The 26,678-nt window shown below is 65.6% G+C and carries 28 protein-coding genes and 1 riboswitch; of the genes, 13 read left to right on the top strand and 15 right to left on the bottom strand.

Annotation, left to right across the window (positions count from 1 at the left end; all coding sequences use genetic code 11):
- Positions 1–107: 107 nt before the first annotated feature.
- Both N5C91_RS05480 and N5C91_RS05475 read right to left on the bottom strand, forming a co-directional pair.
- The gene (locus N5C91_RS05480; RefSeq protein ID WP_279828346.1) at positions 108–737 is read right to left on the bottom strand and encodes a LysE family transporter; all 630 of its coding nucleotides are present in this window, start codon (positions 735–737) and stop codon (positions 108–110) included.
- A 28-nt stretch (positions 738–765) separates the two neighbouring features.
- Complete coding sequence (locus N5C91_RS05475) at positions 766–2,214, bottom strand: DUF1266 domain-containing protein (protein ID WP_279828344.1); 1,449 nt, start codon at positions 2,212–2,214, stop codon at positions 766–768.
- A 219-nt stretch (positions 2,215–2,433) separates the two neighbouring features.
- Here N5C91_RS05475 and N5C91_RS05470 point away from each other — a divergent pair, with 219 nt between their 5' ends.
- The 6 genes from N5C91_RS05470 (at position 2,434) to N5C91_RS05445 (ending at position 8,171) form a co-directional block, all read left to right on the top strand.
- Entirely contained in the window at positions 2,434–3,399 is a 966-nt protein-coding gene (locus N5C91_RS05470) for a 2-hydroxyacid dehydrogenase (RefSeq protein WP_279828343.1), read from the top strand.
- Positions 3,396–4,160, top strand: coding sequence for a DUF1835 domain-containing protein (locus N5C91_RS05465; protein ID WP_279828341.1), 765 nt, complete (start codon positions 3,396–3,398; stop codon positions 4,158–4,160). Before N5C91_RS05470 ends, N5C91_RS05465 begins: the two co-directional genes overlap by 4 nt.
- A gap of 52 nt (positions 4,161–4,212) precedes the next feature.
- On the top strand, positions 4,213–5,214 hold the full coding sequence (locus N5C91_RS05460; RefSeq protein ID WP_236172889.1) for a class I SAM-dependent methyltransferase: 1,002 nt from the start codon (positions 4,213–4,215) through the stop codon (positions 5,212–5,214).
- Between the two features lie 120 nt (positions 5,215–5,334).
- On the top strand, positions 5,335–6,792 hold the full coding sequence (locus tag N5C91_RS05455) for an amino acid permease (RefSeq protein WP_279828679.1): 1,458 nt from the start codon (positions 5,335–5,337) through the stop codon (positions 6,790–6,792).
- 44 nt (positions 6,793–6,836) lie between these two features.
- Positions 6,837–7,039: riboswitch (yybP-ykoY riboswitch) on the top strand.
- A gap of 6 nt (positions 7,040–7,045) precedes the next feature.
- The gene (locus N5C91_RS05450) at positions 7,046–7,627 is read left to right on the top strand and encodes a TMEM165/GDT1 family protein (RefSeq protein ID WP_236172890.1); all 582 of its coding nucleotides are present in this window, start codon (positions 7,046–7,048) and stop codon (positions 7,625–7,627) included.
- A gap of 100 nt (positions 7,628–7,727) precedes the next feature.
- On the top strand, positions 7,728–8,171 hold the full coding sequence (locus tag N5C91_RS05445) for a ketosteroid isomerase-related protein (RefSeq protein WP_138522167.1): 444 nt from the start codon (positions 7,728–7,730) through the stop codon (positions 8,169–8,171).
- Between the two features lie 166 nt (positions 8,172–8,337).
- Here N5C91_RS05445 and N5C91_RS05440 read toward each other — a convergent pair whose 3' ends face one another.
- Both N5C91_RS05440 and N5C91_RS05435 read right to left on the bottom strand, forming a co-directional pair.
- Positions 8,338–9,321 (bottom strand): NAD-dependent epimerase/dehydratase family protein, encoded by a 984-nt coding sequence (locus N5C91_RS05440; RefSeq protein WP_236199362.1) that lies wholly within the window; start codon positions 9,319–9,321, stop codon positions 8,338–8,340.
- Between the two features lie 91 nt (positions 9,322–9,412).
- Positions 9,413–10,231, bottom strand: coding sequence for a M48 family metallopeptidase (locus N5C91_RS05435; protein WP_236172892.1), 819 nt, complete (start codon positions 10,229–10,231; stop codon positions 9,413–9,415).
- 428 nt (positions 10,232–10,659) lie between these two features.
- Here N5C91_RS05435 and N5C91_RS05430 point away from each other — a divergent pair, with 428 nt between their 5' ends.
- Positions 10,660–12,792, top strand: coding sequence for a methyl-accepting chemotaxis protein (locus N5C91_RS05430; protein WP_279828335.1), 2,133 nt, complete (start codon positions 10,660–10,662; stop codon positions 12,790–12,792).
- Positions 12,793–13,106: 314 nt separating this feature from the next.
- On the opposite strand, the gene N5C91_RS05425 is transcribed toward N5C91_RS05430, so the two are convergent.
- From N5C91_RS05425 to N5C91_RS05415, 3 genes are read right to left on the bottom strand one after another with little or no spacing between them, the layout of a single operon-like run.
- Positions 13,107–13,718 (bottom strand): SOS response-associated peptidase, encoded by a 612-nt coding sequence (locus N5C91_RS05425; RefSeq protein ID WP_279828333.1) that lies wholly within the window; start codon positions 13,716–13,718, stop codon positions 13,107–13,109.
- A gap of 19 nt (positions 13,719–13,737) precedes the next feature.
- Positions 13,738–14,004 (bottom strand): DUF2007 domain-containing protein, encoded by a 267-nt coding sequence (locus N5C91_RS05420; protein WP_279828331.1) that lies wholly within the window; start codon positions 14,002–14,004, stop codon positions 13,738–13,740.
- Complete coding sequence (locus tag N5C91_RS05415) at positions 14,004–14,186, bottom strand: CPXCG motif-containing cysteine-rich protein (protein ID WP_192292137.1); 183 nt, start codon at positions 14,184–14,186, stop codon at positions 14,004–14,006. Before N5C91_RS05415 ends, N5C91_RS05420 begins: the two co-directional genes overlap by 1 nt.
- 138 nt (positions 14,187–14,324) lie before the next feature.
- On the opposite strand from N5C91_RS05415, the gene N5C91_RS05410 reads away from it, so the two are divergent.
- Positions 14,325–15,485 carry a 1-acyl-sn-glycerol-3-phosphate acyltransferase gene (locus tag N5C91_RS05410; RefSeq protein WP_236172896.1) on the top strand — a complete coding sequence of 387 codons (1,161 nt, stop codon included), beginning with the start codon at positions 14,325–14,327 and terminating at the stop codon, positions 15,483–15,485.
- Positions 15,486–15,522: 37 nt separating this feature from the next.
- Here the strand turns inward: N5C91_RS05410 and N5C91_RS05405 are convergent, their stop codons facing one another.
- A complete protein-coding gene (locus tag N5C91_RS05405) occupies positions 15,523–15,807 on the bottom strand; it encodes a hypothetical protein (protein ID WP_236172897.1) in 285 nt (94 codons plus the stop codon).
- Positions 15,808–16,070: 263 nt separating this feature from the next.
- Between N5C91_RS05405 and N5C91_RS05400 the strand changes: the two genes are divergently transcribed.
- A complete protein-coding gene (locus N5C91_RS05400; RefSeq protein WP_279828325.1) occupies positions 16,071–16,277 on the top strand; it encodes a hypothetical protein in 207 nt (68 codons plus the stop codon).
- A 63-nt stretch (positions 16,278–16,340) separates the two neighbouring features.
- On the opposite strand, the gene N5C91_RS05395 is transcribed toward N5C91_RS05400, so the two are convergent.
- The gene (locus N5C91_RS05395) at positions 16,341–16,928 is read right to left on the bottom strand and encodes a YajG family lipoprotein (protein WP_054908637.1); all 588 of its coding nucleotides are present in this window, start codon (positions 16,926–16,928) and stop codon (positions 16,341–16,343) included.
- Positions 16,929–17,730: 802 nt separating this feature from the next.
- On the opposite strand from N5C91_RS05395, the gene mqo reads away from it, so the two are divergent.
- Positions 17,731–19,224 carry a malate dehydrogenase (quinone) gene (mqo, locus tag N5C91_RS05390; protein ID WP_279828321.1) on the top strand — a complete coding sequence of 498 codons (1,494 nt, stop codon included), beginning with the start codon at positions 17,731–17,733 and terminating at the stop codon, positions 19,222–19,224.
- Between the two features lie 54 nt (positions 19,225–19,278).
- On the opposite strand, the gene N5C91_RS05385 is transcribed toward mqo, so the two are convergent.
- From N5C91_RS05385 to N5C91_RS05375, 3 genes are all read right to left on the bottom strand, one after another.
- A complete protein-coding gene (locus N5C91_RS05385; RefSeq protein WP_236172900.1) occupies positions 19,279–19,683 on the bottom strand; it encodes a glyoxalase/bleomycin resistance/extradiol dioxygenase family protein in 405 nt (134 codons plus the stop codon).
- A 233-nt stretch (positions 19,684–19,916) separates the two neighbouring features.
- Complete coding sequence (locus N5C91_RS05380; protein WP_236199357.1) at positions 19,917–20,204, bottom strand: PA4642 family protein; 288 nt, start codon at positions 20,202–20,204, stop codon at positions 19,917–19,919.
- Positions 20,205–20,302: 98 nt separating this feature from the next.
- On the bottom strand, positions 20,303–20,773 hold the full coding sequence (locus N5C91_RS05375; RefSeq protein WP_236173006.1) for a hypothetical protein: 471 nt from the start codon (positions 20,771–20,773) through the stop codon (positions 20,303–20,305).
- Between the two features lie 153 nt (positions 20,774–20,926).
- On the opposite strand from N5C91_RS05375, the gene N5C91_RS05370 reads away from it, so the two are divergent.
- On the top strand, positions 20,927–21,844 hold the full coding sequence (locus N5C91_RS05370) for a LysR family transcriptional regulator (protein WP_236199356.1): 918 nt from the start codon (positions 20,927–20,929) through the stop codon (positions 21,842–21,844).
- On the opposite strand, the gene N5C91_RS05365 is transcribed toward N5C91_RS05370, so the two are convergent.
- The 3 genes from N5C91_RS05365 to N5C91_RS05355 form a co-directional block, all read right to left on the bottom strand.
- Entirely contained in the window at positions 21,828–23,252 is a 1,425-nt protein-coding gene (locus N5C91_RS05365; protein WP_279828318.1) for an aldehyde dehydrogenase family protein, read from the bottom strand. The genes N5C91_RS05370 and N5C91_RS05365 overlap by 17 nt on opposite strands.
- A 215-nt stretch (positions 23,253–23,467) precedes the next feature.
- Positions 23,468–23,944: a WbuC family cupin fold metalloprotein gene (locus tag N5C91_RS05360; protein ID WP_279828316.1), complete on the bottom strand. Its 477-nt coding sequence runs from the start codon at positions 23,942–23,944 to the stop codon at positions 23,468–23,470.
- Between the two features lie 2 nt (positions 23,945–23,946).
- Positions 23,947–24,504 (bottom strand): hypoxanthine-guanine phosphoribosyltransferase, encoded by a 558-nt coding sequence (locus N5C91_RS05355; RefSeq protein ID WP_279828315.1) that lies wholly within the window; start codon positions 24,502–24,504, stop codon positions 23,947–23,949.
- A 155-nt stretch (positions 24,505–24,659) separates the two neighbouring features.
- On the opposite strand from N5C91_RS05355, the gene upp reads away from it, so the two are divergent.
- Both upp and N5C91_RS05345 read left to right on the top strand, forming a co-directional pair.
- On the top strand, positions 24,660–25,298 hold the full coding sequence (gene upp / locus N5C91_RS05350; protein WP_236172906.1) for a uracil phosphoribosyltransferase: 639 nt from the start codon (positions 24,660–24,662) through the stop codon (positions 25,296–25,298).
- A gap of 3 nt (positions 25,299–25,301) precedes the next feature.
- Positions 25,302–26,594, top strand: a complete 1,293-nt coding sequence (locus N5C91_RS05345; RefSeq protein ID WP_236199353.1) for a uracil-xanthine permease family protein — start codon at positions 25,302–25,304, stop codon at positions 26,592–26,594.
- Positions 26,595–26,678 lie beyond the last annotated feature (84 nt).

Here is a 26,678-nt window from a genome sequence, read left to right as displayed (position 1 = left end):
TTCGGAACAAAGCATTCCTGTAGCAGCGAGCCTGCTCGCGAACCGCCCAGCTCTTGAGCCGTCGGCAACAGATTCGCGAGCAAGCTCGCTCCTACGAAAAGCCGGGCTCAGCGCAGTTCGGTGAAGGCCAGCTTGATCCCCAGGCCGATCAGCACCACGCCCATCATCCGGTCGAACCAGTGGCCCATGCGGGCGAAGCCGGCACGCACCCGCTGCTGGCTGAACAGCAGCGCCACCAGGCAGAACCAGGCGGCGGTGGCGCAGGCCAGGTACACACCATAACCAGCCTGGACCAGCAATGGCGTATGCGGGTTGATCACCACGGTGAACAGCGAAAGGAAGAACAGCGTGGCCTTGGGGTTCAGGCCATTGGTGACGAAACCGGCGACATAGGCACCGCGAGCCGTACGGGCGAGCGGAGCGGCCATCGTCTCTGCCGCCGCCGGATCAGCCGGGCGCGCCCGCAAAGCCTTGAAGCCGATGTACAGCAGGTAGGCCGCCGCCAGCCATTTCAGCGCGTTGAACAGCACGATGGACTGCGACACGATCAGGCCGATCCCCAGCAGCGAATAGGTCACGTGCAGGAAAATCGCGCTGCCCACGCCCAGGGCCGTCCAGGTGCCCGCGCGGCGCCCGTGGGCCACGCTCTCGCGCACCACCACGGCGAAATCCGGGCCAGGGCTGGCCACCGCCAGCAGGTGAATGAACGCCACCGTGAGAAACTCCGCCCAGTACATCGCGCCTCCGAAAAACGCCAGGAAAGTCCTAGGTTCTATACGAGTCGCCGGGCCGCCGACAAGCCACACTGTGCAGAACCGGCAACCTCTCCACCGGGCAGGCCTGCCATGGTGAGGGGTACTCGGCGAACGGGGTGATGCCGTCCAGCAAGGCCATCCCGCCGCGAATCAGGCGCTTGCCGGCCAGCCAGTCCTCGTTCGCCAGGGCATGGCCGAGGATGACCGAAACCAGATAGTCCTCCCAGTCTTCGAAAGCCGCGCGGGCCTGCCGGGCCATGTGGCGCAACGCATTCCACAGGCGCTCCTCGTCCAGCAGGCCGACTGTGAACGCCAGGCGCGCACCGAACGCCGCGCGTTCCAGATCGTAGGCCAGCACGCTCTGGCAGTGCGCAACCCGGGCCGGATCAAAACCTGCCTTCACCAGCGCCCGTTGCGCCCGGTCGAAGCGCGCCAGGGGATTTCCGCGGCGCTCCGTCAAGTCGGTGTGCCCGCCGGTCTCCTGCTGCAACAGCGGGTCGAGCCTGTCGCGGCTGCCGACCTCCAGCAACCAGTTCAGGCGTGCGAGAACCTCGTCCGGCGCCGCGGCCCGCCAATGCTCGGCCAGCCACAGCCGTTGATACTCGCGCTCCTGCGGGGCGATGGCCAGATCATCGGCGCGCACACCCGCGCTAGCGGCAATCACGCAGCCAAAGGCCAGGAGTGCACTGCGCGAAGGATGCGCTGGCGGCTCGACGATGTGCTCTTCCTGCAGCACCACCTTGCTCACCCGGATACCTGCCAGCGGATGGGCGCGCCACAAGCCGGCCAGTGGTGTCTTGTCGTCGCGGCTGCCCATCAGCTCCTTGTACGTCCGGATCGCCATTGCGCCGGACGCCCCGTCATGCAACAGAATCGCACGCCCCAGCACGAACGACGCGGCATAGGCCTGCCAGTCGGAGAATGCTCGAATGGCGATCTCGGCTACCCAGGCCAGGCTCAGCCAGGCCTCCGATTCGGTGAGATAACCACAGGCATGGCATTGCCGGGTCAACCAGGCAATGCCTTCCAGATCATGCGCGGCCATGGAGATATCCACAGGCAGCGTCAGGCCCGCCTTGCGCCAGGCGCGCAGGGCCTGCTTGAAGCGCAGCCGCTGCTCACCATCGAAGGCGCTCGACTCGTTGCGCTGCAGCCGACGGAATTCCTCGTCCAGCGTCTGGCTCCGGGCCTCGAGCATCAGGTCCTGCAGCGTCCGGCGGGCCGATGCCGCATCAGTGACGCCCCAGAGTTCGACCTGCTCACTGGCCTGCACCACATCTGCCGCCGCATCGCAGCACTCCAGCAACGCACCGAAGCACAGCAAGGACTCATGCCCGGTGCCACGTGGCGTCTTTCTCCGCCGGCAACGGGAATACAAGGTCGTCGAGCCGTCACGCTGCCCAACACGCGCGCCAAGCGCGCGGATGGCCGTAAGGCCGGAGAGAATCCAAGCCATCATCGCAAGTCACCTCGAGATTCGATGGGTGCACTCTAAAAGGCCGGCTGCGGGCGGCAGATGAGGGAAAACCGAAACACCTGTCAGACTTTTCACTCAGACAACTACCATCCAGCCTGAGGCCATCTGGCCTTGCACTCGCGGGAAGCCGGGGTTGTCCACGGCGGCGGTTGTGCCGAGAATCCCCTTCATCCCGCCCCTTCGATCAAGGTGTCATCGCTCATGAATCCTGCTCGCGCCGTCTTCCTCGACCATGCCTCCCTCGACCTCGGTGACCTCGATCTCGCGCCGCTGCGCGCACCGTTCGGCGAACTTGTCCTGCACGGGCGCAGCGACACGCAGCAGGTGGCCGAGCGCCTGCAAGGCGCGCAGGTGGCAATCAGCAACAAGGTGCGCATCGGCGCCGAGGTGTTCGCGCAGTGCCCGGAGCTCAAGCTGATCCTGGTGGCCGCCACCGGTACCAACAACGTCGACCTCGAAGCCGCGCGCCAGCACGGCGTAACCGTGAGCAACTGCCAGGGCTACGGCACGCCCTCGGTGGCGCAGCACACGCTGATGCTGCTGCTCGCCCTGGCCACCCGCCTGCCGGATTACCAGACGGCGATCCGCGCTGGGCGCTGGCAGCAGGCGCCGCAGTTCTGCCTGCTGGACTTCCCCATCGTCGAACTGGAGGGCAAGACCCTCGGCCTGCTCGGCCACGGCGAGCTGGGCGGGGCGGTGGCGAAACTGGCCGAGGCCTTCGGCATGCGCGTACTGCTCGGCGCCCTGCCCGGCCGCCCCGTGCGCGCTGACCGACTGGCGCTGGAGGAACTGCTGCCGCAGGTCGACGCCCTCACCCTGCACTGCCCACTGACCGACGCCACGCGCAACCTGATCGGCCAGCGCGAGCTGGACCTGATGAAACCCAACGCCTTCCTGATCAACACCGCCCGCGGCGGGCTGGTCGACGAGCAGGCGTTGGCCGATACCCTGCGTCGCGGTCACCTGGGCGGTGCGGCCTTCGACGTACTCAGCGTCGAGCCACCGAAAGACGGCAATCCGCTGCTGGCCGGCGACCTTCCACGCTTCATCCTCACCCCGCACAGCGCCTGGGGCAGTCGCGAGGCCCGGCAGCGCATCGTCGGCCAGTTGAGCGAGAACGCCGCCGGCTTTTTCGCCGGCGAAGCTCGCCGCGTGGTGACGGCATGAGCCTGCATCTGGTTTGCGGCGACGGCGCCGCCGATGCCCTGCGCCGGGCAGTCGAAGCCGGCGTGCTGACCGAGAAAAAAATCCGTGTGATGCCGGACGACCTCGCGGTCGGCCCGCTGAGCGATGTGGATAACCCACCCTGCCAGCAGCGCGCCGCGTTCTGGCATGAGCTGGGTGGCGACGCCCTGCGCGAACGCGAAATCGCCGTTGAGCTGGCCACCGATGCGAACTGGCTACGCAGCCCGGACGCCCGCTCCGTCACGCTCTGGCATGGCGACAGCGCCAGCGAGCAACTGCTGCTGCGCCGCGTCTGTGCGCTGCTGCCGGCGCAGGTCACGCTGCGCAGCGTCGGTGCTGGCAGCGGTCAGTGCCGCAGCGAAGATCGCCACGCCATCGCCATGCTCAAACCCGAAGAACTGGCCAACGCCCTGGCCGCCAGCCACGAACTGGACGCCGCCGAGCGCCAGCGCCTGGGCGCGGACTGGCAGCACGCCCTGACCGAGAACACCGAGCTGCGCCTGTGGCTCGACGGCCGACTGAGTGGCACCGGCTACGCGCACATCGACCGCATCCTGCTGGACAGCGCCAGCGAAGCCTGGCGTCCAGTGCAGTCATTGATCGGCCCGACCATGGCCTATGTCGACGGTCTGTTCGTCAGCGACCTGCTCGCCGTCTGGCGCCTGCGCGCACAAGTCGCGGCCGGCACCCTGGAGCTGCGTGGCGACGACTTCTGGAGCAATGGCGAGGTGCGGCTCGCCTAGGCTCGGCTGCGGCAGCCCTGCTAAACTCGCGCCCTTTTTTCGAGGAGGCCGCATGTCCAACGCCCCCACCAGTGAAGTGCTGCTGCGCCAGATCGAGCGCTTCCAGGGCCGCGTCCTGCTCGCCGGCCTGCCCGCCGACGCCCTGCTCGGCGACCTGCCGCAAGCGCAAGGCTGGAGCTGGCATGCCGGCGAGGCCCGGCAGCTCGAAGCCCGCTTTGCCGGCCGTTGCCACTTCGGTGCGACACCGCCCGAGGGCCAGTTCGACGCCGCTGTGCTGTTCCTGCCCAAGTCCCGCGAACTGACCGACTACCTGCTGGCCGCGCTGGCCAGCTGCGTGCCGGATGGCGAGCTGTACCTGGTCGGCGAGAAGCGCGCCGGCGTCGAACGCGCCAGCAAGCAGCTCGGCGAGTTCGGCCGCGCCAGCAAGCTGGATAGCGCCCGCCACTGCCAGCTTTGGCACACACACATCGACGGCGCCCCAACAGCGCCCGACCTGCACGCCCTCGCACAACGCTATGAGCTGCCGCTGGCCGACGGCCCGTTACAGGTCATCACCCTGCCCGGCGTGTTCAGCCACGGCCGCCTGGATCGCGGCAGCGCCCTGCTGCTGGAGCACCTCGACAAGCTGCCGGCCGGCCATCTGCTGGACTTCGGCTGCGGCGCCGGGGTGCTCGGCGCCACGCTCCAGCGACGTTATCCACAGAACCGGCTGACCCTGCTGGACGTCGACGCCTTCGCCGTCGAAAGCAGCCGCCTGACCCTCGCCGCCAATGGCCTGGAAGGCGAGGTAATCGCCGGCGATGGCATCGATGCAGCGCCGGACAACCTGGCCGCCATCGTCAGCAACCCGCCCTTCCACCAGGGCGTACACACCAGCTACGCCGCCACTGAACACCTGCTGCGCCAGTCGGCACGCCATCTGGCGCCCGGCGGCGAGCTGCGCCTGGTGGCCAACAGTTTCCTGAAATACCCGCCGCTGATCGAACAGCACCTGGGCTCCTGCCGCACCCTGGCGGAGGCCGACGGCTTCCGTATCTACAGCGCCCGGCGCTGATCCCAGGCTCGCACTACACTCCACCGAGCCTGCCCGGATCGGCGCACCGCCGCTCGCCCTGAACTATCGAGGACACCCGTGAATCGCAGAATCAAAGATGACGTCGAACTGACTTTCGCCATGGGGCCGAAAGAGAAGCCGCATCACCTCAAGCGCTCTCTGAAACCGCGCCACTTGAACATGATCGCCATCGGCGGCTCCATCGGCACCGGGTTGTTCGTCGCCTCCGGCAGCACCATCGCCACCGCCGGCCCTGGCGGTGCGCTGCTGGCCTACGCGCTGATCGGGCTGATGGTGTTCTTCCTCATGACCAGCCTCGGCGAACTGGCGGCCTACATCCCCGATTCCGGCTCGTTCTGCACTTATGGCAGCCGTTTCATCGACGATGGCTTCGGTTTCGCCATGGGCTGGAACTACTGGTACAACTGGGCGGTGACCATTGCCGCCGAGCTGGTGGCGGCGCAGCTGGTGATGAAGTTCTGGTTCCCGGAAGTCTCGGGCATGTACTGGAGCGCCGGCTTCCTCGGCATCATGTTCATGCTCAACTTCTTCTCGGTGAAAGGCTTCGGCGAGAGCGAATTCTGGTTCGCGCTGATCAAGGTGGTCGCCGTGGTGGTCTTCATCGGCATCGGCCTGGCCAGCATCATCGGCATCATGCACGGCATCGACAGCCCCGGCTTCAGCAACTTCACCACCGGTGACGCGCCCTTCGTCGGCGGCCTGCAGGCGATGATCGGGGTAGCGATGATCGCCGGCTTCTCGTTCCAGGGCACCGAGCTGATCGGCGTTGCCGCCGGTGAATCGGAGAATCCGCAGAAGTCCATTCCGATTGCCATCCGCCAGGTGTTCTGGCGAATCCTGATGTTCTACATCCTGTCGATCTTCGTCATCGGCATGCTCATCCCCTACACCGATCCGAACCTGCTCAAGACCGACAGCAGCGACATCAGCACCTCGCCCTTCACCCTGCTGTTCGAGCGCGCGGGGCTCGCCGCCGCGGCCGGCGTGATGAACGCGGTGATCCTCTCGGCGATCCTCTCCGCTGGCAACTCGGGCATGTATGCCTCCACCCGGATGCTCTACACCATGGCCACCCAGGGCAAGGCGCCGCGCCTGTTCACCCAGGTGTCCGAGAGCGGCGTGCCGCGCTACGCCCTCTACGCCACCACGCTGATCGGCGCGCTGTGCTTCCTCACCAGCTTCATCGGCGACAAGACCGTTTACACCTGGCTGCTCAACGCCTCGGGCATGTGCGGCTTCATCGTCTGGCTGGGCATCGCCGTGTCGCACTACCGCTTCCGCAAGGGCTTCGTCCTGCAGGGCGGCAACCTCGACGACCTGCCCTATCGTGCCAAATGGTTCCCCTTCGGCCCGCTGTTCGCCTTCGTCCTCTGCCTGATCATCACCCTGGGGCAGAACTACCAGGCCTTCGTCGGCGAACACGTGGACTGGGCCGGGCTGGTCGCTACCTACATCACCATCCCGCTGTTCCTGGCGATCTGGCTGGGCTACCGCTTCAAGAACAAGACCAGCTTCATCCGCTACGAGGACATGGACATTCGCCCCACCCGCGAATGATCCGACGCGCAGGCTTGCCCAAGTCCTAGGACTTGGGCAGAATGCGCCCCGTCCTAGGGGAGTAGTCTCCCGCGAGCGCTCCGCTCGCCCGGTACGCGTCAACACACTTGGTCCGCAGACCATGGCGCGTACGATCCAGGCCTGCAGCGATCAGGCCGGGGTTTGACAAGACCTATGACACGAGCAACCTGACCCGGGGCGGGCAGGTGGCGCGTGTCATGGTGATTAGTCGACCCGCCCCTTAGGAAGCCTGATGGAATCCCTCTTCGTCCCCACCCTGATCGTTGCCCTCGCGGAAATCGGCGACAAGACGCAACTGCTCGCGCTCGTCCTCGCCGCGCGTTTCCGCAAGCCCTGGCCGATCATCGCCGGGATCATCGCCGCCACCCTGGCCAACCACTTCGCCGCCGGCGCCGTCGGCAGCTGGGTCGCCAGCTTCTTCTCCGAAGCCACGCTGAGCTGGGTGCTGGCTGTGTCCTTCCTGGCCGTCGCTGGCTGGACCCTGATTCCGGACAAGCTGGATGACGACGAAGAAGGTTCGCTGAAGAAATTCGGCCCGTTCCTCACCACCCTGATCGCCTTCTTCCTCGCCGAGATGGGCGACAAGACCCAGGTCGCCACGGTGATGCTGGCCGCGCAGTACCCGCACTTCTGGCTGGTGGTCATCGGCACCACGCTGGGCATGCTGATCGCCAACGTGCCGGTGGTACTGGCTGGCAACTTCGCCGCCGAACGCCTGCCGCTGAACCTGATCCGCCGCCTGGCCGCGGCGGCCTTCGCCATCCTCGGCCTGGCTGCCATCTATCACGCGCTGAAGCTTTCCGGGATGTTCTAAGCGGCCGCTTTTCGTCGGGAGGCTGGCGCGCCGGCCAATGCCTGTGTATCGCCCGCGATACACAGTGGCGCTTCCGCCTCCCACGGCAAAGGACGTCGCCATGCCGGAAAAAGACCTGAAGAAAGTTGCCCGCCACCACATCGACCTGGCCTGGAACAAGGGACACCTGGCGTTGGTGGAGCAACTGCACAGCCCGGACTTCATCTACAAGAGCGCCTTTACCGCCCAGCCGCTGGACAACGCCGGCTACCGGGCTCTGGTGGAGGAGATCCGCAGTGGCATGGAGGACCTGGAAGTGGCCGTGGAGGAATGCATCCGCGAGGGCAACAAGGTCTTCACCTGGAGCACCCTGATGGGCAGCATCGCCCGACCGGTGCTGGGTTACCCGGTCAGCGACCGCATCGTCAGCATCTCGGCCATGGGCTTCTGGGTGTTCAACAGCCAGGACCAGGTGCAGGAATTGTGCACGCTGTTCGACATGGAGAGCTTCCGCGCGCAGATGGGCTTGCCCAACCGGCCGTTTGCCGAGAAGGCGCTGCCCTGACAGAGAAAAGCCCGGCATCCGCCGGGCTTTTGCTTTTCTCGCTCCCGGTACAGCCCTTGTAGGAGCGAGCTTGCTCGCGAACAGGAACCGCTCGGTGTTATGCGGTTCGCGAGCAAGCTTTGTAGGATGGGTGGAGCGCAGCGATACCCATCCTACGAGTTGCCAATCAGAGGTAATCGTTGGCGTGGAACCAGGAAATGGCCCGCTCCAGCGTGTCCTCCAGCGGCACGTGCGACTCGAAGCCCAGCTCCTCGCGCGCCTTGCGGCCGTCGAGGAACTGCCCGCCGGCCATCACCTCGATGGCGGTATCGTCCAGCAGCGGCATCTTGCCGGTCAGGCGGTAGCGCCAGCGACCCAGCGTTGCCAGCGCGCGGGCGCGGTGCAGCGGCATCGGCGTTGGCGCCGGCTTGCCCAGCAGTTTGGCAATGGTGGCTGTCAGCTCGCCCATTTCGATGTTGTGCCCGGTGAGCAGGTAACGCTCGCCTACCCGGCCACGCTCCAGAGCCTTGAGCAAGCCGCGCCCGGCCTCGGAGGCATCGATGACATTGCGCCGTCCCGGCACGTAATGCAGCATTTCGTCACGGCCGATGGCGGTGATCAGGCGCCCGGTGGTCGGGCCGATGTCCAGCTCGCCCAGCACCATGCCCGGAATCCCGATCACCACCGGCAGCCCGCCGCGAGCCTGTTCGCGGGCCTGTTCGTCCAGCGCCCATTTGCACATCACGTAGGCACTCTTGCCGGTGGGCAGCCCTTCGTAGAACAACCCCTCATGCCCCGGCAGCCCTTGCGGGTGCGACGGCATGGCGAAGGCCGAGCCGACGTAGAGGATGCGCGGCACTTTTGCCTGCAGGCAGGCGGCATAGAAGTGGTTGGTCAAGTCCAGCGCACTGGCCACTTCCTCCTGCCAGCGACGCGGCCGCACCGGGTAGTAACCGGCGCTGAAGATCACCGCATCGAGCCCGCCGAGCGCACGGGCCATGCCCTGGTGATCGAACAGTTCGGCTACCCGGCACTCAGGATCGAGGTAGGCCAGGCGCTGAATCTGCGACGAGGGTCGGTGGATCAGCACCAGTTGGTGGCCGGCCGCCTTGATCGCGCGGGCGGCGTGGTGGCCCAGGAGCCCGGTGGCTCCGAGTACAGCGATTTTCACGGGTGCTCCCTGTTCACTGGATAAAGCGGCGCAACCCTACGCCGCTCCTTGCCGTTCGAGAGAATCACGAACCACTGCTGCAGAACCACGCTCAGCGCGTCTTGGCCTGCTCGTAGAGCGGCATGACCTTCGGGATGGCGGCCTGCAGGTTGGCCATCCGTGTACTGTCCGCTGGGTGGGTGCTGAGGATTTCCGGCGGGGCATCGCCCCCGGCCTGGCCCATTTTCTGCCACAAGCTGATCGCGGCGTTGGGGTTATAGCCGGCTCGCGCCGCCAATTCCAGGCCTATGAGATCGGCCTCGTTCTCGTTCTGCCGGCTGTTAGGCAGCGTCAGGCTGTACTCGACCACCTGGTGGGCGAGGTCGACGCTGCTCTGGCCCAGCCCCAGCAACTGGCCGCCCAGGCCCAGGCCGACCTGTTCGGCGTAGGCGCGGGACATGGCCTCGCGGCCGTGCTCGCGCAGGGCGTGGGCGATCTCGTGGCCCATCACCGCGGCGAGTTCATCGTCGCTCAGCTTGAGCTTATCGATCAGCCCGGTGTAGACGATGATCTTGCCGCCCGGGCCGCAGTTGGCGTTGAGCTCGTCGCTCTTGATCACGTTGACTTCCCACTTCCACGACGGCGCGTCCGGGCGGAAGGCGCCGGTCTGCGGAATCAGGCGGTCGGCGATGGCCTTCACGCGCTTGGCGTCGCTGCTGCCGGCATCCAGCTTGCCGGCCTGGGAGGCCTCGCTGAGGGTCTGCTGGTAGGACTGCGCATACATCTGGTCGACCTGCGCACTGGACAACATGCTGAACATGCTCTGCTTGCGTTCGACGCCGACGACGCCGCCGCTGGTGGTATTCACCTGCTGGCAGGCGGTCAGCATCAGCGCGGCGGCCAGGCCGGCGATACGGAAAACTCTGGGCATGTTGCTCTCCCGAAACAATGCAATCTCCCACGGACAGCGCGCATGGTAGGCCCACCCCCGATGCCCGGCAACTGGCAGGAAACAGCCGGCACAGCAGTGACTTACGAAACTGCACCGGCTCATTGGCGGGTGCCGGGGCGCCTGTCGTGGCGTACGCGGTGCACGGCGTCGCCGCTGCGCCCCATCTCCGCGAAAAAAGTCGCCCGAGTGGCGGATCCAGCCCTGCGAACAGGGCGATCGAGGACTCGCCAGCGAGCAGATAATTTCATTTTGACATCACATGCTAGACCTCCCGGTCAATGCCGACAATCCTGCGACAAGCGCGGAACAGCCGCGTTACAAGCCATTACAACGGCCGCCTAAGGAATTCCCCCGCCCCTGCCGATACAGATAGACACGCAGTCCTCTGGCGCATTCCGGGTACCCGTATGAAATTCAAGTCGATCCAGTTTTCCGTGGTGGCGCTGGCTGGTGCCAGCGTTCTGGCAGTGGTCGCGGCGCTGGTGCTGTACGCACTGTTCGCCGGCTCGCGGACACAGGCACTGGTGCAGGAGCGCACCCAGGCGTTGCTCGAGCAGGTGATCAACGAACGCCTGGTGGCCATGGCGCGCGGCCAGGTCGCGCAGATCCAGCGCGAGCTGGAATATCCGCTCACCGTCGCCCGCGACCTCGCCAATACCAACGCCCTGCTCGACGAGACCGACGCCAACGGCCAGCCGCTGCTGGGCATCGGCCGCGCCGGCATGTCCAACCTGCTGCGCCAGACCGTGGCGCAGAACCCCAAGCTGCTCGACGCTTTCGCCGGCTGGGAACCCAACGCCTTTGCCGGCAATGACAGCCAGTACTCCGGCCTGCCCGGCTACGACGCCAGCGGCCGCTTCATGCCCTGGTGGTACCGCAAGGACGGCGGCCTGACCGTGGAAGCCATGGGCGACACCCTGGAAAGCCAGAAGATGCAGCCCACCGGCGTGCGCGAAGGCGAGTACTACCTGTGCCCGAAAGAGAAGCACCAACCGTGCATCATTGACCCGGCGCCCTACGAGATGGCCGGCAAGATGGTGCTGATGTCCTCGTTCAACGCGCCGATCATGGTTAAGGGCCAGTTCAAGGGCACCGTCGGCGTGGACCTGTCGCTGGACTTCATCCAGGACCTGCTCAAGACCGCCGACAGCCAGTTGTACGATGGCGCCGGCGAGATGGCGCTGATTTCCACCAATGGCCGCCTGGTTGCCTATACCAAGGACCCGTCCAAGCTCGGCGAGTCCGCCAGCAGCGTGCTGGACGCCAACGAAGTGGCCAACCTGGCCAAGCTCACCCTCGACCAGCCGCTGACCTCCGTGGACAAGGAGCACGGCCACATCGAGCTGTTCCTGCCCTTCACCATCGCCGACTCCGGCGCCCGCTGGACCCTGATGCTGCAACTGCCGCAGGAAGCCGTGCTGGGTGATCTGAACCAGCTGCAGAACGACCTGAAGTCCCAGCGCGACAACGATACCCTGGGCATGACCCTGGTCGGCCTGCTGATCGCCGCCATCGGCCTGGCCGTGATCTGGCTGGTCGGCCACGGCATCGCCCGCCCGCTGCGCCAACTGGTCGGTATGCTCGACGACATCGCCCAGGGCGAAGGCGACCTGACCCGCCGCCTGAGTAGCGACCGCGCCGACGAACTGGGCTCCATCGCCAAGGGCTTCAACACCTTCCTCGGCAAGCTGCAGGGCATGATCGGCCAGGTGGTGACCTCGGTACAGCACGTCAGTGATTCCTCCGAGCACACCGCCGACATCGCCATCCGCACCAACCAGGGCGTGCAGAAGCAATTGGCGGAAATCGAACTGGTGGCCACTGCAGTCCATGAAATGACCGCCACCGCCCAGGACGTGGCGCGCAACGCCACCCACGCCGCCGAAGCGGCCAACCACGCCGACCAGGCCGCACACCATGGCAAGCGCATCGTCGAGAGCAGCTCCACGGCGATCCAGGCGCTGGCCAGCGAGATCGGCCGCGCAGTAGGAGTGGTGCAGTCGCTGGCCCGCGACAGCGAGAACATCAACGCCATCCTGGTGGCCATCCGCGGCATCGCCGAGCAGACCAACCTGCTGGCACTCAACGCCGCCATCGAGGCCGCACGTGCCGGCGAACAGGGCCGTGGTTTTGCCGTGGTCGCCGACGAGGTGCGCAACCTGGCGCAGAAGACCCAGCAGGCCACCGAGGAGATCCAGTCGATGATCCAGCAGTTGCAGAACGGCACCCGCGAAGTGGTGCAGGTGATGCAGCAAAGCCAGGACAAGACCGAGGACAGCGTGCGCCACGCCGGCGAAGCAGCCCAGGCGCTGGAGTCGATCACCCAGGCGGTGTCGGTGATCAACGACATGAACACCCAGATCGCCAGCGCCGCCGAGGAGCAGAGCGCGGTGGCCGAGGATATCAACCGCAACGTCAGCAACATCGGCATGGTCGCCAACCAGGTGGCCGGCGGCGCCGACGAAGCCTCCCAGGCCAGCGCCGAGCTGACCAAGCTGGCCGAGCAGCAGCGTAGGCTGGTGAATCAGTTCAAGGTGTGAGGGATGCCGGCTGACGCCACGGTGTCAGCCGGTCACCCGTGGCGACATGGGTTTCGTAGGAGCAACTGTCTTTCTCGGGAAGCCCGTGCCGATGCTTGCCCCTCACCCCTGCCCTCTCCCAGGGGGAGAGGGAGCCGTCCGTGCCGACTGATGCCGACGTTTCATCCTGCACCGAAGGGTCCCCTCTCCCGTTTGCGGGAGAAGGTTAGGGCCGACCCAAGCGCAGAAGCATCTCGCAGGAGCGGACTCTGTCCGCGATGTCCCCCAGTTCGCGCGGAAACATCGCGGATGAATCCGCGCCTACGGGAATGCTCTCAAGCGGGCGTCAGGCACTCCGGCCCATTGCAGGTTGGGTCGTTGACGAAGTGCGCCAGCGCCTGCTCGCGCAACCGCGCCTGGGGCAGCAACAGCAATTCCATCAGCCGCGCCGTCCCGGTCTCGTTCGACAGCCACTGCGCCTGCTCGGCGACATCGAGGATCAGCGGACGCCGCATCCCGCCAGCCTCCTGGGTCAGCATCGCGACGCTGTAATAGGTGTGGCCCTCCACCGGGTAGGCCTCCCACACCCCCGCGAAGCAGATCAGCCCACCACCGGAAACCCAATGCGGGCGCTTGCGCACGCCGCGCCACTCGTAGAAGCCGTTGGCCGGCAGCAGGCAGCGGCGCTGGGCGAAGGCGTCGCGGAACATCGGCTGTTCAGCAATGGTTTCGGTACGCGCATGGGCGGGAGTGCGCGACAGGTCCTTCAGCCAGGCCGGCGTCAGGCCCCAGCGTGCGAGGTCGGCATGGCGCGTGCCGTTCTCCTCGCGCAGCATCAGCACCCGCGCACCGGGTGCGAGGTTCCAGTTTGGCTGCAGGTCAGCCGGAAAGCCGGCGCTGTCGGCAAGCTCGCGGTTCCAGCGGAACAGGGCGTAGCGGCTGGTCATCGGGACTCGTTGGCGGGATTCAGCAAAGCAGGACGCCAGGGCCGTCCTCGTGATCGTCGAAGGAACCCGGCAGGGGTTGCGCGGCATTGTACGCGGCGATCAGCTCGCGCGCCCGCTCGGCCATCTCGTCCTCCACCCACAGGTGCAGCAGGCCCATGCCCGGCAACTCGCCGATGCCGCCGACCAGGTGGCGTCCGCCCAGGTGCGACGAAATGCCCTCGTTGGCCAGCATACCGCCCAGCAATTCGGCTTCGATCAGGTCGGCGGGTTCGTAGATTCGCTGCATCAATCGTCCTCGCGCTGGACTTCCAGGGTCCAGTCCACACCGTCGGTATGGAGCTGGAACAGGATCGGCCGGCAACACACCGGGCAATCTTCATAGTAGCTCTGGTCGCCCCCGGAGAGGTCGAGCACGGCCTCGGCCGGCTCGCCGCAATAGGGGCAGGAATACGCCTGACTTTCGAGCATCGCTGGTTCCCCCGTGACTTCCGTTTATAATCGCGCGGTCTTTTTGGGTGCCCGCCTGGCCGGTGAGTCGGCGGCATACCCTTCCGGGCCGTCTATTTCGCGGCCCGCCCCGTGATACCCCAAGCATTCATAGAGAGCATGATGGGCGAGTTCGAAGCCATCCGACCGTACAACGACGCCGAAGTCCCGGCTGTCCTGCAGCGCCTGCTGAGCGATGACGCCTTCCTCGGCGCGCTGGCGCGTTACCGTTTCCCGCGTCTGTCCGGTCCGTTCGGCTGGCTGCTCAGACCACTTATAGCCCATCGGCTGGCCCGCGAAGTGACCGGCATCCGCAGCGTCGTCGCGCTGCAGGACAAGTTCGAGCCCTACGTCGACCGGACCATCGAGCACGCCACCGACGGCGTCACCTATTCGGGCGTCGAGCGCCTGAAGTCCGGCCGCGCCTACCTGTTCATCGCCAACCACCGCGACATCGTGATGGACCCGGCCTTCTGCAACTATGCGATCTTCCATGCAAAGCTGCCGACGCCGCGCATCGCCATCGGCGATAACCTGCTGCAGAAACCCTTCGTCAGCGACCTGATGCGCCTGAACAAGAGCTTCATCGTGCACCGCTCCATCAGCGGCCGACGCGAGAAGCTGGCGGCGTACCAGAACCTCTCGGCCTACATCAATCACTCGATCTGCCAGGACGTCCAGTCGATCTGGATCGCCCAGGCCGAAGGCCGCGCCAAGGACGGTAACGACCGCACCGATTCGGCGATCCTCAAGATGTTCCACATGAGCCGCAAGGATGAGCCGTTCGCCGAGGTGATCCGCCAGTTGCACCTGATCCCGGTGTCCATCAGCTACGAATACGACCCCTGCGACGCCGCCAAGGCCCGCGAGCTGTTCACTCGCGCCACCACCGGCGAGTACCGCAAGGCACCAGGCGAGGACGACCGCAGCATCGTGCAGGGCATCACCGGCTACAAGGGCCGGGTGCACATCAACTTCGGCGAGGAGATCAGCGGCGACTTCGCCGACGCCAAGCAGCTGGCCGCCGAACTGGACCGGCAGATCCTCGGCAACTACCGGTTGTTCCCGGTGCATTACCTGGCCTATGAGGCCTCCGAGCTGCGCGACGCCGCACTGAACGTGCCGCGTGCCGAGACCCTGTTCAAGGCCGAGGAACTGCAGCGTGCGCGCACCGAATGGGAGCGTCGCCTCGGCGAATGCCCCGTGGAGCAGCGCGGCCACCTGATCCTGCAATACGCCAACCCGGTGCTGAACCAGTATCGGCTCAAGCAACAGGCATGAAAAAAGGCGCCCTCGGGCGCCTTTTTCGTTCCAGCCATTACTGACCGAGCTGCGTGCTGTACCAGCTCACGGCCAGCGCCAAGGTCATGCAGGCAAAGCCGAAACGGTAGAAGAAACGGTTCATCCGCGCAGTGGGCTCGACACTGTCCAGCGGCACCGGGGCAATTTCGCTCTCGGCGGCCAAGCGCGCCAGGGCGAGGCGTTCACGGCGACGGGTCGCCAGCAGCAGCCAGCCTCCGGCCAGGGCGAAGAACAGGGCCAGGTCGTTCACGATACGACCGGGATGGGCCTGGAAGAGACTCCAGAGCGCCTGCAGCGACATCACAACCTCCGCTTCAGAACTGCACGCCAACGACTTCGAAGCAAAGCGGGGTCAGTCTGGACGAACGGGCATGGCCCGTCATGGATGAGAAACAATCGTCGCGCATTTTATCCGCTGGCCCCGTATCGCAGCCAGCACGTAACGCTTATTTACGACGAGCGTAAAAGTTATCGAGAAATGGTCTAAGACCTCTCCCGCGCTTTGGCACGTTGCTGGCTTTATCGAATTCTGCCAATCGAAGTCTTTCGCCAAGGAGATTCGCCATGCTCGAAATCGTCCCCCACGAAAACGCGTACCTGATCGAACACCTGGAAGAAATCGAAGCCGTCGTCACCGAACTCTCGTTCAACGTCCAGGATGACCATTGGCTGGTCTACACCCAGGCCTGTGGCCACGAGCACCTGGACCTGCCGGAAGCCGACGAGCGCATGCGCCTGGTCGAGGTCGACCCGTACCACCAGGCCGCCTGATCCGCCGCTCGGCCGCCCACGAAAAAGCCCGGCAGATGCCGGGCTTTTTCATTGCCGCCTCGATCAGCGCTGGTTCAGCGTCTGGCCGATGGTCGGGTCCTTGAACACGCGGGTCAGCGCATCGCTGAGCACTTCGCTCACCAGCTTGGTATTGGTTGCCTCGTTGGGCGCCATGCCGAAGCGCTGGTTGGTCGAGGCGCCATAACGACCGCTGTAGCGACGGGTGCCGCTCTGCACGTCAGCGCGGAAGGTGGCGCCGATGTCCGCCTCGGTCACGTACATGCCTTCCTTGGGCGACTGGTACTTCAGCTCGGCCAGGGTCAGGGTCAGTTGCGGCGCGTTATAGGCATTGGCCGACGGGGTGAAGCCCAGCAGGCGCACGGCGGTTTCAGCCTGCAGCTGCAGCTTGGGAATCACGTCCTCGCTGCGCACGGTCAGCTGGCTGGTTTCCGAATACAGGCCACCACGGGTACCCAGCGCGGTGCTCGGGCGACCGTCGACGACTTTCACCACTACCGGCTGGCCCTGGCCAACGGCAGCGACCGGCCCCTTGAATTCAGGGGTCGGGTTGAGTTGTTGCGGGCTGAGGGCGCAGCCGGTCAAGGTCAGGCTGGCGGCAGCAATAAAGCCGAGCAACAGGCGAGGCAGCATGCTCATCTCTCCATGGGGTAAGCGATGGCCGGCAGTATACCGGCGGGCAGCGCGGGCAGATAGCGCTTGGCCATTGGACGCGGAACCCGTTCTCAGGGTTCCCTCGCCACGCGTCGATCGGCCGCCTTGACCCGTCTGCAGGCAAGACGCACCGGGAGGGGGCACAAATGGCAAATCAAGGGGTACACACTAGGAAAAAAGTCTAAGGTGCAGAGCTTTTTTTTGTGTTTCGCCGTTATAATCGCCCCCCGATTATAAGGACGCCTCCTGGTCGGGCCCCGCACGATGCCGACACACCGTGTCTCGCCTCTGCCACCCCTCAAAGAGAGTCGCCACTCGCCTCGGTCACTGGCCGTCGCGCTTTGTACGTTCGTTGCGCAGAACTTGGCAAGGATGCAGCCGCCCCCTCCGCACGGAGACCGGACCGGCCCGCGACGACGATCCCCTTTGAGCTTCACGCCTCCAAAAGAGCGTGATCGAAGGTTTTTCACTACTTCACGAGAGTGTGGCGAGCAATGAAGAGTTTTGCGTTGGTAGCACCATTGACGTCTGACCCCGCAGCACTGAATCGCTTTTTCGGCACCGGAAGCCGCGCCTGAGCGCCACTCCCGGATGCACTTGCGGAGACTTCGTCTATCCGTGGATTGCCGAGAAGGTGCGCTTTTCCCCTCCTCCGATCCCGGCCCGAGACATTCCGCGATAGGTCCCTGGCGACCTGAGAAGAATTCGGACATGCGGCTTTCGCGCAACGAGCGCAAGGCCCCTGTCACAACTGGCTGCTGATAGTTTTGGAGACGCGTTAATGGCGCAGAACGAAATCGAATCGATGGACGTGCTGCTGGTCGGCGCCGGCATCATGAGCGCAACCCTGGCTGTCCTGCTCAAGGAAGTCGACCCGGGCGTCAAGCTCGAGATCGTCGAACTGCAGGAATCCGGAGCCATCGAGAGTTCCAACCCGTGGAACAACGCCGGCACCGGTCACGCCGGCCTCTGCGAGCTGAACTACACCCCGCAGGCCGCCGACGGCTCGATCGACATCAAGAAGGCGGTGAACATCAACGCCCAGTTCGAGGTGTCCAAGCAATTCTGGGCCTACCTGACCGGGAAGGACGCCTTCGGCGCGCCGCGCAACTTCATCAATCCCGTTCCGCACATGAGCTTCGTGCGTGGCAAGGACATTCCCTTCCTGAAGAAGCGCCATGAGCTGCTCAGCCAGCACCATGCCTTCGCCTCGATGGAATACACCGAGGACCGCGCGAAGATCGCCGACTGGGCCCCGCTGACCATTCCCGGCCGCCCGGCCGACGAGCAGGTCGCGATGACCCGTGTGGAAAGCGGCACCGACGTCAACTTCGGCGCCCTGACCAACCAGCTGCTGGGCTATCTCTCCAGCCGCGAAGGCAGCGACGTCCGCTACTTCCAGAAAGTGGTCGGCCTCGAGCGCAGCGGCGACGGCTGGCTGGTGGACATCAAGAACACCCAGACCGGCGACGCCCGCAAGGTCAAGGCGAAGTTCGTCTTCCTCGGCGCCGGCGGCGGCGCGCTGCCGCTGCTGCAGATGTCCGGCATCCCGGAAAGCAAAGGCTTCGGCGGCTTCCCGGTAAGCGGCCAGTGGCTGCGTTGCGACAACCCGGAAGTGGTCAAGCAGCACCAGGCCAAGGTCTACAGCCAGGCCGAAGTGGGCGCCCCGCCGATGTCCGTGCCGCACCTGGACACCCGCGTGGTCGAGGGCAAGACCTCCCTGCTGTTCGGCCCGTACGCCGGCTTCTCCACCAAGTTCCTGCGCCACGGCTCGTTCCTCGACCTGCCGCTCTCGGTGCGCACCAGCAACCTGCTGCCGATGCTTGCCGTGGCCCGCGACAACATGGACCTCACCCGCTACCTGGTGAAGGAAGTCATGCAGTCCATGGACCAGCGCATCGAAGCCCTGCGCAAGTTCTACCCGGAACTGAACCCGGCCGACTGGCGCCTCGAAACCGCCGGCCAGCGCGTGCAGATCATCAAGAAGGACCCGAAGAAAGGCGGCATCCTGCAGTTCGGCACCGAACTGGTGGCGGCCCAGGACGGCAGCATCGCCGCCCTGCTCGGCGCCTCCCCGGGCGCCTCGGTGACCGTGTCGATCATGCTGGGCCTGCTGGAGCGCTGCTTCCCCGAGCGCTACCAGTCGGCCGAGTGGACCGCGAAGCTCAAGGAGATCTTCCCGGCCCGCGAGAAGCAACTGGAAAGCGACGCCGCGGTGTACCGCGAAGTCAACCAGATGACCGCCGACCGCCTGCAGATCGTCGCCGCGTCCTGAGCCTCGCGCTCATGAAAAAGCCCGCCATCCGGCGGGCTTTTTCGTTTCCGCAGCCTAGCCGTGGCAGCTGACCATCCAGCCCACCCCGAAGCGGTCGGTGAGCATGCCGAAGCGTTGCGCCCAGAAGGTCTTTTCCAGCGGCATCTCCACCCGCCCCTCCTCCGCCAGGGCAGCGAATGCCTGCTCCGCCGCCACCACGCTGCGCAGCGTCAGGTGCAGGGAGAAGCCATTGAACGCGGCGTTGTGCTCACCGCGACCGTCGGACAGGAAAACTTCTGTCTCGCCGATCTGCAGGCTGGCGTGCATCACCTTGTCCAGCCAGCCGTCGGGCACCGGCGAGGGCCCCGGCGCCTCTTCAAAGCGCATCAGCGCGCCGAGCTGGGCACCCACCGCACGTTGGTAGAAGGCAATGGCCTCATCGGCACGACCATGGAAAAACAGATAGGGCTGTACTTGCACGGCTTCGTCCTCGCCTTGTCGTTATCGTTCTTCGGAGAAGTCTAGGCGGGGATTCGACGAGGTGTCCGGCGTGCCTCTTCGTGGGATGGGTGGAGCGCAGCGATACCCATGCTGTCCGTGGCATGGGATCGATGGGTATCGCTGCGCTCCACGCCATCCTACAAGGCATGCTTCCTGCTCGCCCTCAAACGAAAAAGCCCGCGCAAGGCGGGCTTTTCTGCGACTCGATGCGATCAGCCGCGAGCGGCCTTGATCACTGCGATGTACGGCTCGGCCTGGCGCTGGTCCTGGATCAGGGCGATGAAGTCGTGGCCCTGGGCGTCCTTGGCAGACAGGTCGTAACCGGCTTCGACGAAGAAGCCGACGAAGCGCTCGAAGTCATCGATGCGCAGGCCACGGTAGGCCTTGACCAGCTTGTGCAGGGACGCCGGGGTGTCGTCGGCCGGTTCCACGTCGAGGAACAGCTTGATGGCGTCGTCGTTGATCTCTTCGCCAATCACCTGCTTCTTGTCTTTACGCATCGCTCGCTTCTCTCTACGGCTGTCTCGGGGATCGCGGCCGGCAACGGTTCAGGCCGGGCACCAGGGGTCGGGCAGTTTACCCCTGCGCCGGGCGCGGCTCAACGCGCACGCACCGCACCGGTATGCAGGTCGGCCCAGATATGGCCGTTGCCGTAGGTGAGGAACTGCACATAGACGGTACCGTTGCGCAGCAGGTCGAGAAGCTGTGGATAAGCCGCCTGCGGGTAGTACAGGCTGAGTACGCGGGTCTTCTCGTCGTAGGCCGGTTTCTTCAGGCTCTTGCCTTCGGCATCGAAACTGATGACCACCTGGCTGATCTGCGCGCCCTTGTTCAGCGGCTTGCCCTTGAGGCGCAGCAGCGACGGCGTGGTAATCGGGATCGGCTGCTGGTTGGACTGACGCTGGTTGCCCAGCACCACGCTGTATTCGGTGACCTGCAGCAGTTGCTGCTGCTCCGGAGCGCCCTGGCGCAAGCCGGCATCGTCAGGCGGCAGGAACTGGCTGTGCATCGGCGCGGCACCAGCGACCAAAGGTAGGCAGAACAGCAGCGCCAGCACGGCGCCCGGCATGCGAACGGACATCATCACCTCCGCGGGACAGGGCCACGCACTCTAGCACGCGCCCGAAGCGCCACGACAGGCACACATGGCAAGCCTGGCGATACATTGATAGCCTTCGAAGTCATCAACCCAATACATCGCCGGCCACAGATCGAAACCGCCATGCTGCACAACGTCTCCGACCTCGACCTGCGCCTGCTGCGCATCTTCGCCTGTGTGGTGCGCTGCGGCGGATTCTCTGCCGCGCAGGGCGAACTGGGCATGGGCCAGTCGACCATCAGCACACACATCGCCAGCCTCGAAACACGCCTGGGTTACCGCCTGTGCGAGCGCGGCAAGAGCGGCTTCCGCCTGACCGAGAAGGGCGAACGGGTGCTGGACTACGCGCAGAGCCTGTTCGCCGCGCTGGGCGACTTCCGCGACCAGGTGCAATCCCTGGCCGGGCGCCTGGTCGGCGAACTGCACCTGGGCCTGGCCGACAATATCGCCACCCTCGCCGAGGCGCGCATCCACCAGACCCTGGCGCGCTTCAACCGCCGCGACCAGGATGTGCGACTGCATTTCCTCATCGAGTCTTCCAGCGAACTGGAGCGCCTGGTACTCGGCGGCCGTCTGCACCTGGCCATCGCCTGCTTCAGCCGGCGTCTGCCGAACCTGCGCTATGAGCCGCTGTACCACGAGCGCGTGGCAGTGTTCTGCGGGCGCGAGCACCCGTTGTTCGACAAGCCGGTGAAGGACGCTGGAGAACTGCAGAGCTGCGACTGGATCCAGCACGGCTACGCGGTGGCCGACGTGCAACTGCCGGCCGATCCACAGCGCAGCACGGCCTTTGCCCAGCATATGGAAGCCGTGCTCCATGCCGTGCGCGCCGGCACGCACCTGGGCTACCTGCCCACCCACTATGCCGAGCGCTGGGTGGAACAGGGCGAGATGCGCGCCCTGCTGCCGGACAGCCTCGGCTACGGCATCACCCACAGCCTGGTGGTGCGCGACGAGCCGGGGCACAACGAAGCGCTCCAGGCGCTGGTCGAGGACCTGCGTCTGGAGCACGGCGTGACGCCGGTCAGCGCGGCGCGGTGATGTGCTTGATGTCGAAGAACGCCGACAGACCCCACGGCCCCAGCTCGCGACCGATACCGCTGCGCTTGCCGCCGCCCCAGGAAGTCTGCGGGAAAACGACTTGCGGCGAGTTCAGCCAGACGTTGCCGGCTTCCAGGTTCTCGGCGACGCGCTGGGCGCGCTCGAGATCGGCGCTGCACACGGTGGCGGCCAGGGCGAAGTCGCTGTCGTTGGCCTGACGCAGGGCATCCGCTTCATCGCTGAAGGTGCGCACACAGAGTACCGGACCGAAGATTTCCTCGCGCCACAGGCGACTGTCCGCCGGCACGTCGGTGTACACGGTCGGCTGGATGAACCAGCCCTCTGCCGCTTCGCCACCGGTCAGGCAGGCCAGGCCTTCGTCGCGGGCCACGGCGAAGTAGTCGAGCACCTTGCGGTACTGCGCTTCGCTGGTCATCGGCCCCATGTCGGTCTCGCCCAGCAGCGAGTCGCCAACGCGCAGGCCTTCCACTGCCACTTTCAACTTCGCCAGCAGCGGCGCGGCAATGGATTCCTGCACCAGCAGGCGCGAGGTGGCGGAGCACATCTGCCCGGCGTTCCAGTAGACGCCGGCAATGATCCACTGCACCGCTTCGTCCAGGTCGCAGTCCGCGAATACCAGGATCGGCGACTTGCCGCCCAGCTCCAGGCCCACCGGCAGGGTGCGCGCGGCGGCCGCTTCCATGACCTTGCGGCCGACGACGTTGCTGCCGGTGAAGGACAGCTTGGCGACGCCCGGATGGCTGCACAGCGCAGCGCCGGCATCGGCCAGGCCCGGCACCAGGTTCAGCACACCCGCCGGCAGGCCGATGGCGTCGGCGATCTCGCCCAGCACCAGTTCGATCAGCGGGGTGATTTCCGAGGGTTTGAGCACCACGGTGCAGCCTGCCGCCAGGGCCGGCGCGACCTTCCAGGCGCTGGTCACCAGCGGGAAGTTCCACGGCACGATCAGGCCGACCACGCCGATGGGCTCGAAGCGGGTCTGCGAGCGGTAGCCGGCGTCCGGCAGGGCCACTTCGGCGTTCTGCCGGGCGTCCAGCTGCTCGGCCAGTTCGGCGTAATAGGCGAAGGTAGCGATGGCGTCGCCGATATCGATTTCCGCTTCCAGGCGCGGCTTGCCGCTGGCCTGCATCTGCAGGGTGATCAGTGCTTCGCTGCGGGCTTCGAGCTGCTCGGCGAAAGCCCGCAGGTAGCCGGCGCGCTGGGCGGCCGTGGTCTGGCGCCAGCCGGCGAAGGCACGCTTGGCGGCAGCCACGGCGCGCTCCACGTCGGACACACCGGCGCAAGCGACTTCCGGCAGCGCTGCACGGGTAGCGGGAGCGATCGGGCGCAGGACGGCGCCGCTGTCAGCGGCCTGCCATTGGCCATCGATATAAAGGAGACGGGACATGCGAACCTCGGACGGTTGTCTTGTGAGGGTCGCAGGATAGGCGGGGCATTCATCGGCAAAAATGCCCGCTTAACCATGCATGCATTGACGCCATTCGATGCATGATTCTGGGTAGGAGCGGACTCCGTCCGCGATAGGTTCGCCTGACTCCCCGACCGATCGGAGCGGCGGGAAATCGATCGCGGACAAAGTCCGCTCCTACGCAGGAACGTAATTCAGCGTGGGAAGTGGGAGCGCATCCATGCCAGGTATTCGGCGGCACCGGGCTCACCTTCACGCGGCGCCCACTGCCCGCGCTCGTCCTCGCCCAGCGGGACGAAGGGGCCGGCCTTGGCCTCGAACATGATGCTGTCCGGCTCCAGCGCGACGATGGCGTGGAAGGTGCCCGGCGGCAGGTCGGCGCCGACGCATTCGCCGCCTGCGCGCAGAACGCGAGTGGCCACCAGCTCGCCGCTATCCGAGAAGATCAGCAGCCCCAGCGCGCCCTTCACCACCAGCAGGCTTTCGGCCTTGTCCGGATGGCGGTGGCAGTGCGGCGGAATGTAGCTGTCGGGCTGCAACGCATTGAGCAGGCGGTGGCAAGGTTCGCTCTGCTCATGGAAGTTGTGATTCTGCCGACGCCGGGGGCTGGCGGCGGCAAGGGCCGCGACCTCGTCGAACAGCGTGCTGTCGAGGAAACGCGGCCCGCTCATCGTTACAGTCCCTTGACGGCGAAGATGCCGGCGGCGTTGCGCCAGTAGCCCTTGTAGTCCATGCCGTAGCCGAAGATGTAGCGATCGATGCAGGACAGCCCCACATAGTCGGCCTTCAGGTCCGGACGGGCCTTGCGGTCGTGGTCCTTGTCGATCAGCACGGCGGTATGCACGCGCTTGGCGCCGGCATGCCTGCAGAAGTCCATGATCGCCGAGAGGGTGTGCCCTTCGTCGAGGATGTCGTCGATGATCAGCACTTCACGGTCGATGAAGGAGATTTCCGGCTTGGCCTTCCAGAACAGCTCGCCACCGGTGGTCTCGTTGCGGTAACGGGTCGCATGCAGGTAGGAGGCTTCCAACGGGAAATTCAGCAGCGGGAGCAGCTTGCCGGAGAAGATCAGGCCACCGTTCATCACGCAGAACACCACCGGGTTGGTGTCGGCCAGAGAGCCGTTGATGGCCTCGGCCACACGGGCGATGGCGGCCTCTACCTCGGCGTTGGTGTACAGGCAGTCGGCTTCGGCCATGACTTGGCGGATGTGCGCGAGATCGACGGACATGGGGGTTCTCCCGTGAAAAAGTGCGCAAAGGTACCTATCGGCGTGCCATGGAGCAAGGGTCAGCGGACGAATGTCGCCGACAATCGTGGCCCAACGTAGCTAGGATGCATTACGCTACCGCAATTTTTTTGCCAGCCCGTCCGGAGAACCCATCCATGCCCGTCCTCGAGATTCGCCATCCCCTGATCCGCCACAAGATCGGACTGATGCGCCGTCACGATATTAGTACCAAGAATTTCCGCGAGCTGGCCCAGGAAGTGGGCGCCCTGCTGACCTACGAGGCGACCAAGGACCTGCCGCTGGAGAACTACGAGATCGAAGGTTGGGCCGGCCCCGTGCAGGTCGAGAAGATCGCCGGCAAGAAGATCACCGTGGTGCCGATCCTGCGCGCCGGCATCGGCATGCTCGAAGGCGTACTCAGCCTGATTCCGGGCGCCAAGGTCAGCGCCGTGGGCGTGGCCCGCAACGAGGAAACCCTCGAAGCGCACACCTACCTGGAAAAGCTCGCGCCGGACATCGCCGAACGCCGTTCGCTGATCATCGACCCGATGCTCGCCACCGGCGGCTCCATGGTCGCCACCATCAACCTGCTGAAGAAGGCCGGCAGCAAGGACATCCGCGCCATGGTGCTGGTCGCGGCGCCCGAAGGGATCAAGGCAGTCAACGATGCGCATCCGGACGTGCTCATCTATACCGCCTCCATCGACCAGTGCCTGAACGAGCACGGGTACATCATGCCGGGCCTGGGCGATGCCGGTGACAAGATCTTCGGCACCAAGCAGAAGGACACCTGATCGATGGCCGATGAATTCAACGAACCGCTGTGGCGCCAGATCATCTCTGGCGCGCAGATGCTCTTCGTGGCCTTCGGCGCGCTGGTACTGATGCCGCTGATCACCGGGCTGGACCCGAACGTGGCACTGTTCACCGCCGGTTTCGGCACCCTGATGTTCCAGATCGTCACTGGGCGCCAGGTCCCGGTGTTCCTGGCCTCGAGCTTTGCCTTCATTACCCCGATCATCCTCGCCAAGGGCCAGTTCGGCCTGGCCGCGACCATGGGCGGCGTGGTGGCGGCCGGCTTCGTCTACACCTTCCTGGGCCTGGCCGTGAAGATCAAGGGCACTGGATTCATCGACCGTCTGCTGCCGCCGGTAGTCATCGGCCCGGTCATCATTTCCATCGGCCTGGCGATGGCGCCGATCGCCGCCAACATGGCGATGGGCAAGGCCGGTGACGGCACCGAGCTGATCCCCTACAAGACTGCCATGTTCATTTCCATGCCAGCGCTGCTGACCACGCTGATCGTCGCGGTATTCGGCAAGGGCATGCTGCGCCTGGTGCCGATCATCGCCGGTGTGCTGGTGGGTTACGGCCTGTCCTTCGCCTTCGGCGTGGTCGACGTCGCCAAGATCGTCGCCGCGCCCTGGCTGGAGCTGCCGAAGTTCACCGCGCCGGAATTCAACTGGCAGGCCATCCTGTTCATCGTGCCCGTGGCGCTGGCTCCGGCCATCGAGCACATCGGCGGGGTCATCGCCGTGGGCGGCGTGACCGGCAAGAACTACCTGAAGACGCCGGGCCTGCACCGCACCCTGCTGGGCGACGGCATCGCCACCTCCGCCGCCGGCCTGTTCGGCGGCCCGCCGAACACCACCTACGCGGAAGTGACCGGCGCGGTGATGCTGACCAAGAACTACAACCCGAAGATCATGACCTGGGCTGCGGTGTTCGCCATCAGCCTGGCCTTCGTCGGCAAGTTCGGTGCGATCCTGCAGAGCATCCCGGTACCAGTAATGGGCGGCATCCTCTGCCTGCTGTTCGGCACCATCGCCTCGGTGGGCATGAACACCCTGATCCGCCACAAGGTCGACCTGTCCCAGGCGCGCAACCTGTGCATCGTCTCGGTGACGCTGGTGTTCGGCATCGGTGGCGTGCTGATCGGCACCGGCACCGGCCCCGACGACTTCGGCCTGAAGGGCATCGCCCTGTGCGCGATCGTTGCAATCCTGCTGAACCTGATCCTGCCGGGTGAGGAAGGCTGGGAAAACAAGGCGCTGGAAGAAGGCGCCAGCGACAAGAACTCCGCCGAGTGAGACCGGGGCGCCGTTTTTAGCGCGGCGCCCCTGCCCACGCAAAGTTCGGCGAACGCAGCATGCCGATGACGGTCCACTCAGCAT

The organism is Pseudomonas sp. GD03903, from assembly GCF_029840045.1.
Lineage (GTDB): Bacteria > Pseudomonadota > Gammaproteobacteria > Pseudomonadales > Pseudomonadaceae > Pseudomonas > Pseudomonas pseudonitroreducens.
Note: the sequence above shows the minus strand (reverse complement) of the source record. Positions and strands in the feature narration are given on the sequence as shown.

Coding starts and splice junctions, on each gene's coding strand:
- N5C91_RS05480 (WP_279828346.1), bottom strand. CDS start 737: ATGTACTGGGCGGAGTTTCTCACGGTGGCGTTCATTCACCTGCTGGCG.
- N5C91_RS05475 (WP_279828344.1), bottom strand. CDS start 2,214: ATGATGGCTTGGATTCTCTCCGGCCTTACGGCCATCCGCGCGCTTGGC.
- N5C91_RS05470 (WP_279828343.1), top strand. CDS start 2,434: ATGAATCCTGCTCGCGCCGTCTTCCTCGACCATGCCTCCCTCGACCTC.
- N5C91_RS05465 (WP_279828341.1), top strand. CDS start 3,396: ATGAGCCTGCATCTGGTTTGCGGCGACGGCGCCGCCGATGCCCTGCGC.
- N5C91_RS05460 (WP_236172889.1), top strand. CDS start 4,213: ATGTCCAACGCCCCCACCAGTGAAGTGCTGCTGCGCCAGATCGAGCGC.
- N5C91_RS05455 (WP_279828679.1), top strand. CDS start 5,335: ATGGGGCCGAAAGAGAAGCCGCATCACCTCAAGCGCTCTCTGAAACCG.
- N5C91_RS05450 (WP_236172890.1), top strand. CDS start 7,046: ATGGAATCCCTCTTCGTCCCCACCCTGATCGTTGCCCTCGCGGAAATC.
- N5C91_RS05445 (WP_138522167.1), top strand. CDS start 7,728: ATGCCGGAAAAAGACCTGAAGAAAGTTGCCCGCCACCACATCGACCTG.
- N5C91_RS05435 (WP_236172892.1), bottom strand. CDS start 10,231: ATGCCCAGAGTTTTCCGTATCGCCGGCCTGGCCGCCGCGCTGATGCTG.
- N5C91_RS05430 (WP_279828335.1), top strand. CDS start 10,660: ATGAAATTCAAGTCGATCCAGTTTTCCGTGGTGGCGCTGGCTGGTGCC.
- N5C91_RS05425 (WP_279828333.1), bottom strand. CDS start 13,718: ATGACCAGCCGCTACGCCCTGTTCCGCTGGAACCGCGAGCTTGCCGAC.
- N5C91_RS05420 (WP_279828331.1), bottom strand. CDS start 14,004: ATGCAGCGAATCTACGAACCCGCCGACCTGATCGAAGCCGAATTGCTG.
- N5C91_RS05415 (WP_192292137.1), bottom strand. CDS start 14,186: ATGCTCGAAAGTCAGGCGTATTCCTGCCCCTATTGCGGCGAGCCGGCC.
- N5C91_RS05410 (WP_236172896.1), top strand. CDS start 14,325: ATGATGGGCGAGTTCGAAGCCATCCGACCGTACAACGACGCCGAAGTC.
- N5C91_RS05405 (WP_236172897.1), bottom strand. CDS start 15,807: ATGTCGCTGCAGGCGCTCTGGAGTCTCTTCCAGGCCCATCCCGGTCGT.
- N5C91_RS05400 (WP_279828325.1), top strand. CDS start 16,071: ATGCTCGAAATCGTCCCCCACGAAAACGCGTACCTGATCGAACACCTG.
- N5C91_RS05395 (WP_054908637.1), bottom strand. CDS start 16,928: ATGCTGCCTCGCCTGTTGCTCGGCTTTATTGCTGCCGCCAGCCTGACC.
- mqo (WP_279828321.1), top strand. CDS start 17,731: ATGGCGCAGAACGAAATCGAATCGATGGACGTGCTGCTGGTCGGCGCC.
- N5C91_RS05380 (WP_236199357.1), bottom strand. CDS start 20,204: ATGCGTAAAGACAAGAAGCAGGTGATTGGCGAAGAGATCAACGACGAC.
- N5C91_RS05375 (WP_236173006.1), bottom strand. CDS start 20,773: ATGCCGGGCGCCGTGCTGGCGCTGCTGTTCTGCCTACCTTTGGTCGCT.
- N5C91_RS05370 (WP_236199356.1), top strand. CDS start 20,927: ATGCTGCACAACGTCTCCGACCTCGACCTGCGCCTGCTGCGCATCTTC.
- N5C91_RS05365 (WP_279828318.1), bottom strand. CDS start 23,252: ATGTCCCGTCTCCTTTATATCGATGGCCAATGGCAGGCCGCTGACAGC.
- N5C91_RS05360 (WP_279828316.1), bottom strand. CDS start 23,944: ATGAGCGGGCCGCGTTTCCTCGACAGCACGCTGTTCGACGAGGTCGCG.
- N5C91_RS05355 (WP_279828315.1), bottom strand. CDS start 24,504: ATGTCCGTCGATCTCGCGCACATCCGCCAAGTCATGGCCGAAGCCGAC.
- upp (WP_236172906.1), top strand. CDS start 24,660: ATGCCCGTCCTCGAGATTCGCCATCCCCTGATCCGCCACAAGATCGGA.
- N5C91_RS05345 (WP_236199353.1), top strand. CDS start 25,302: ATGGCCGATGAATTCAACGAACCGCTGTGGCGCCAGATCATCTCTGGC.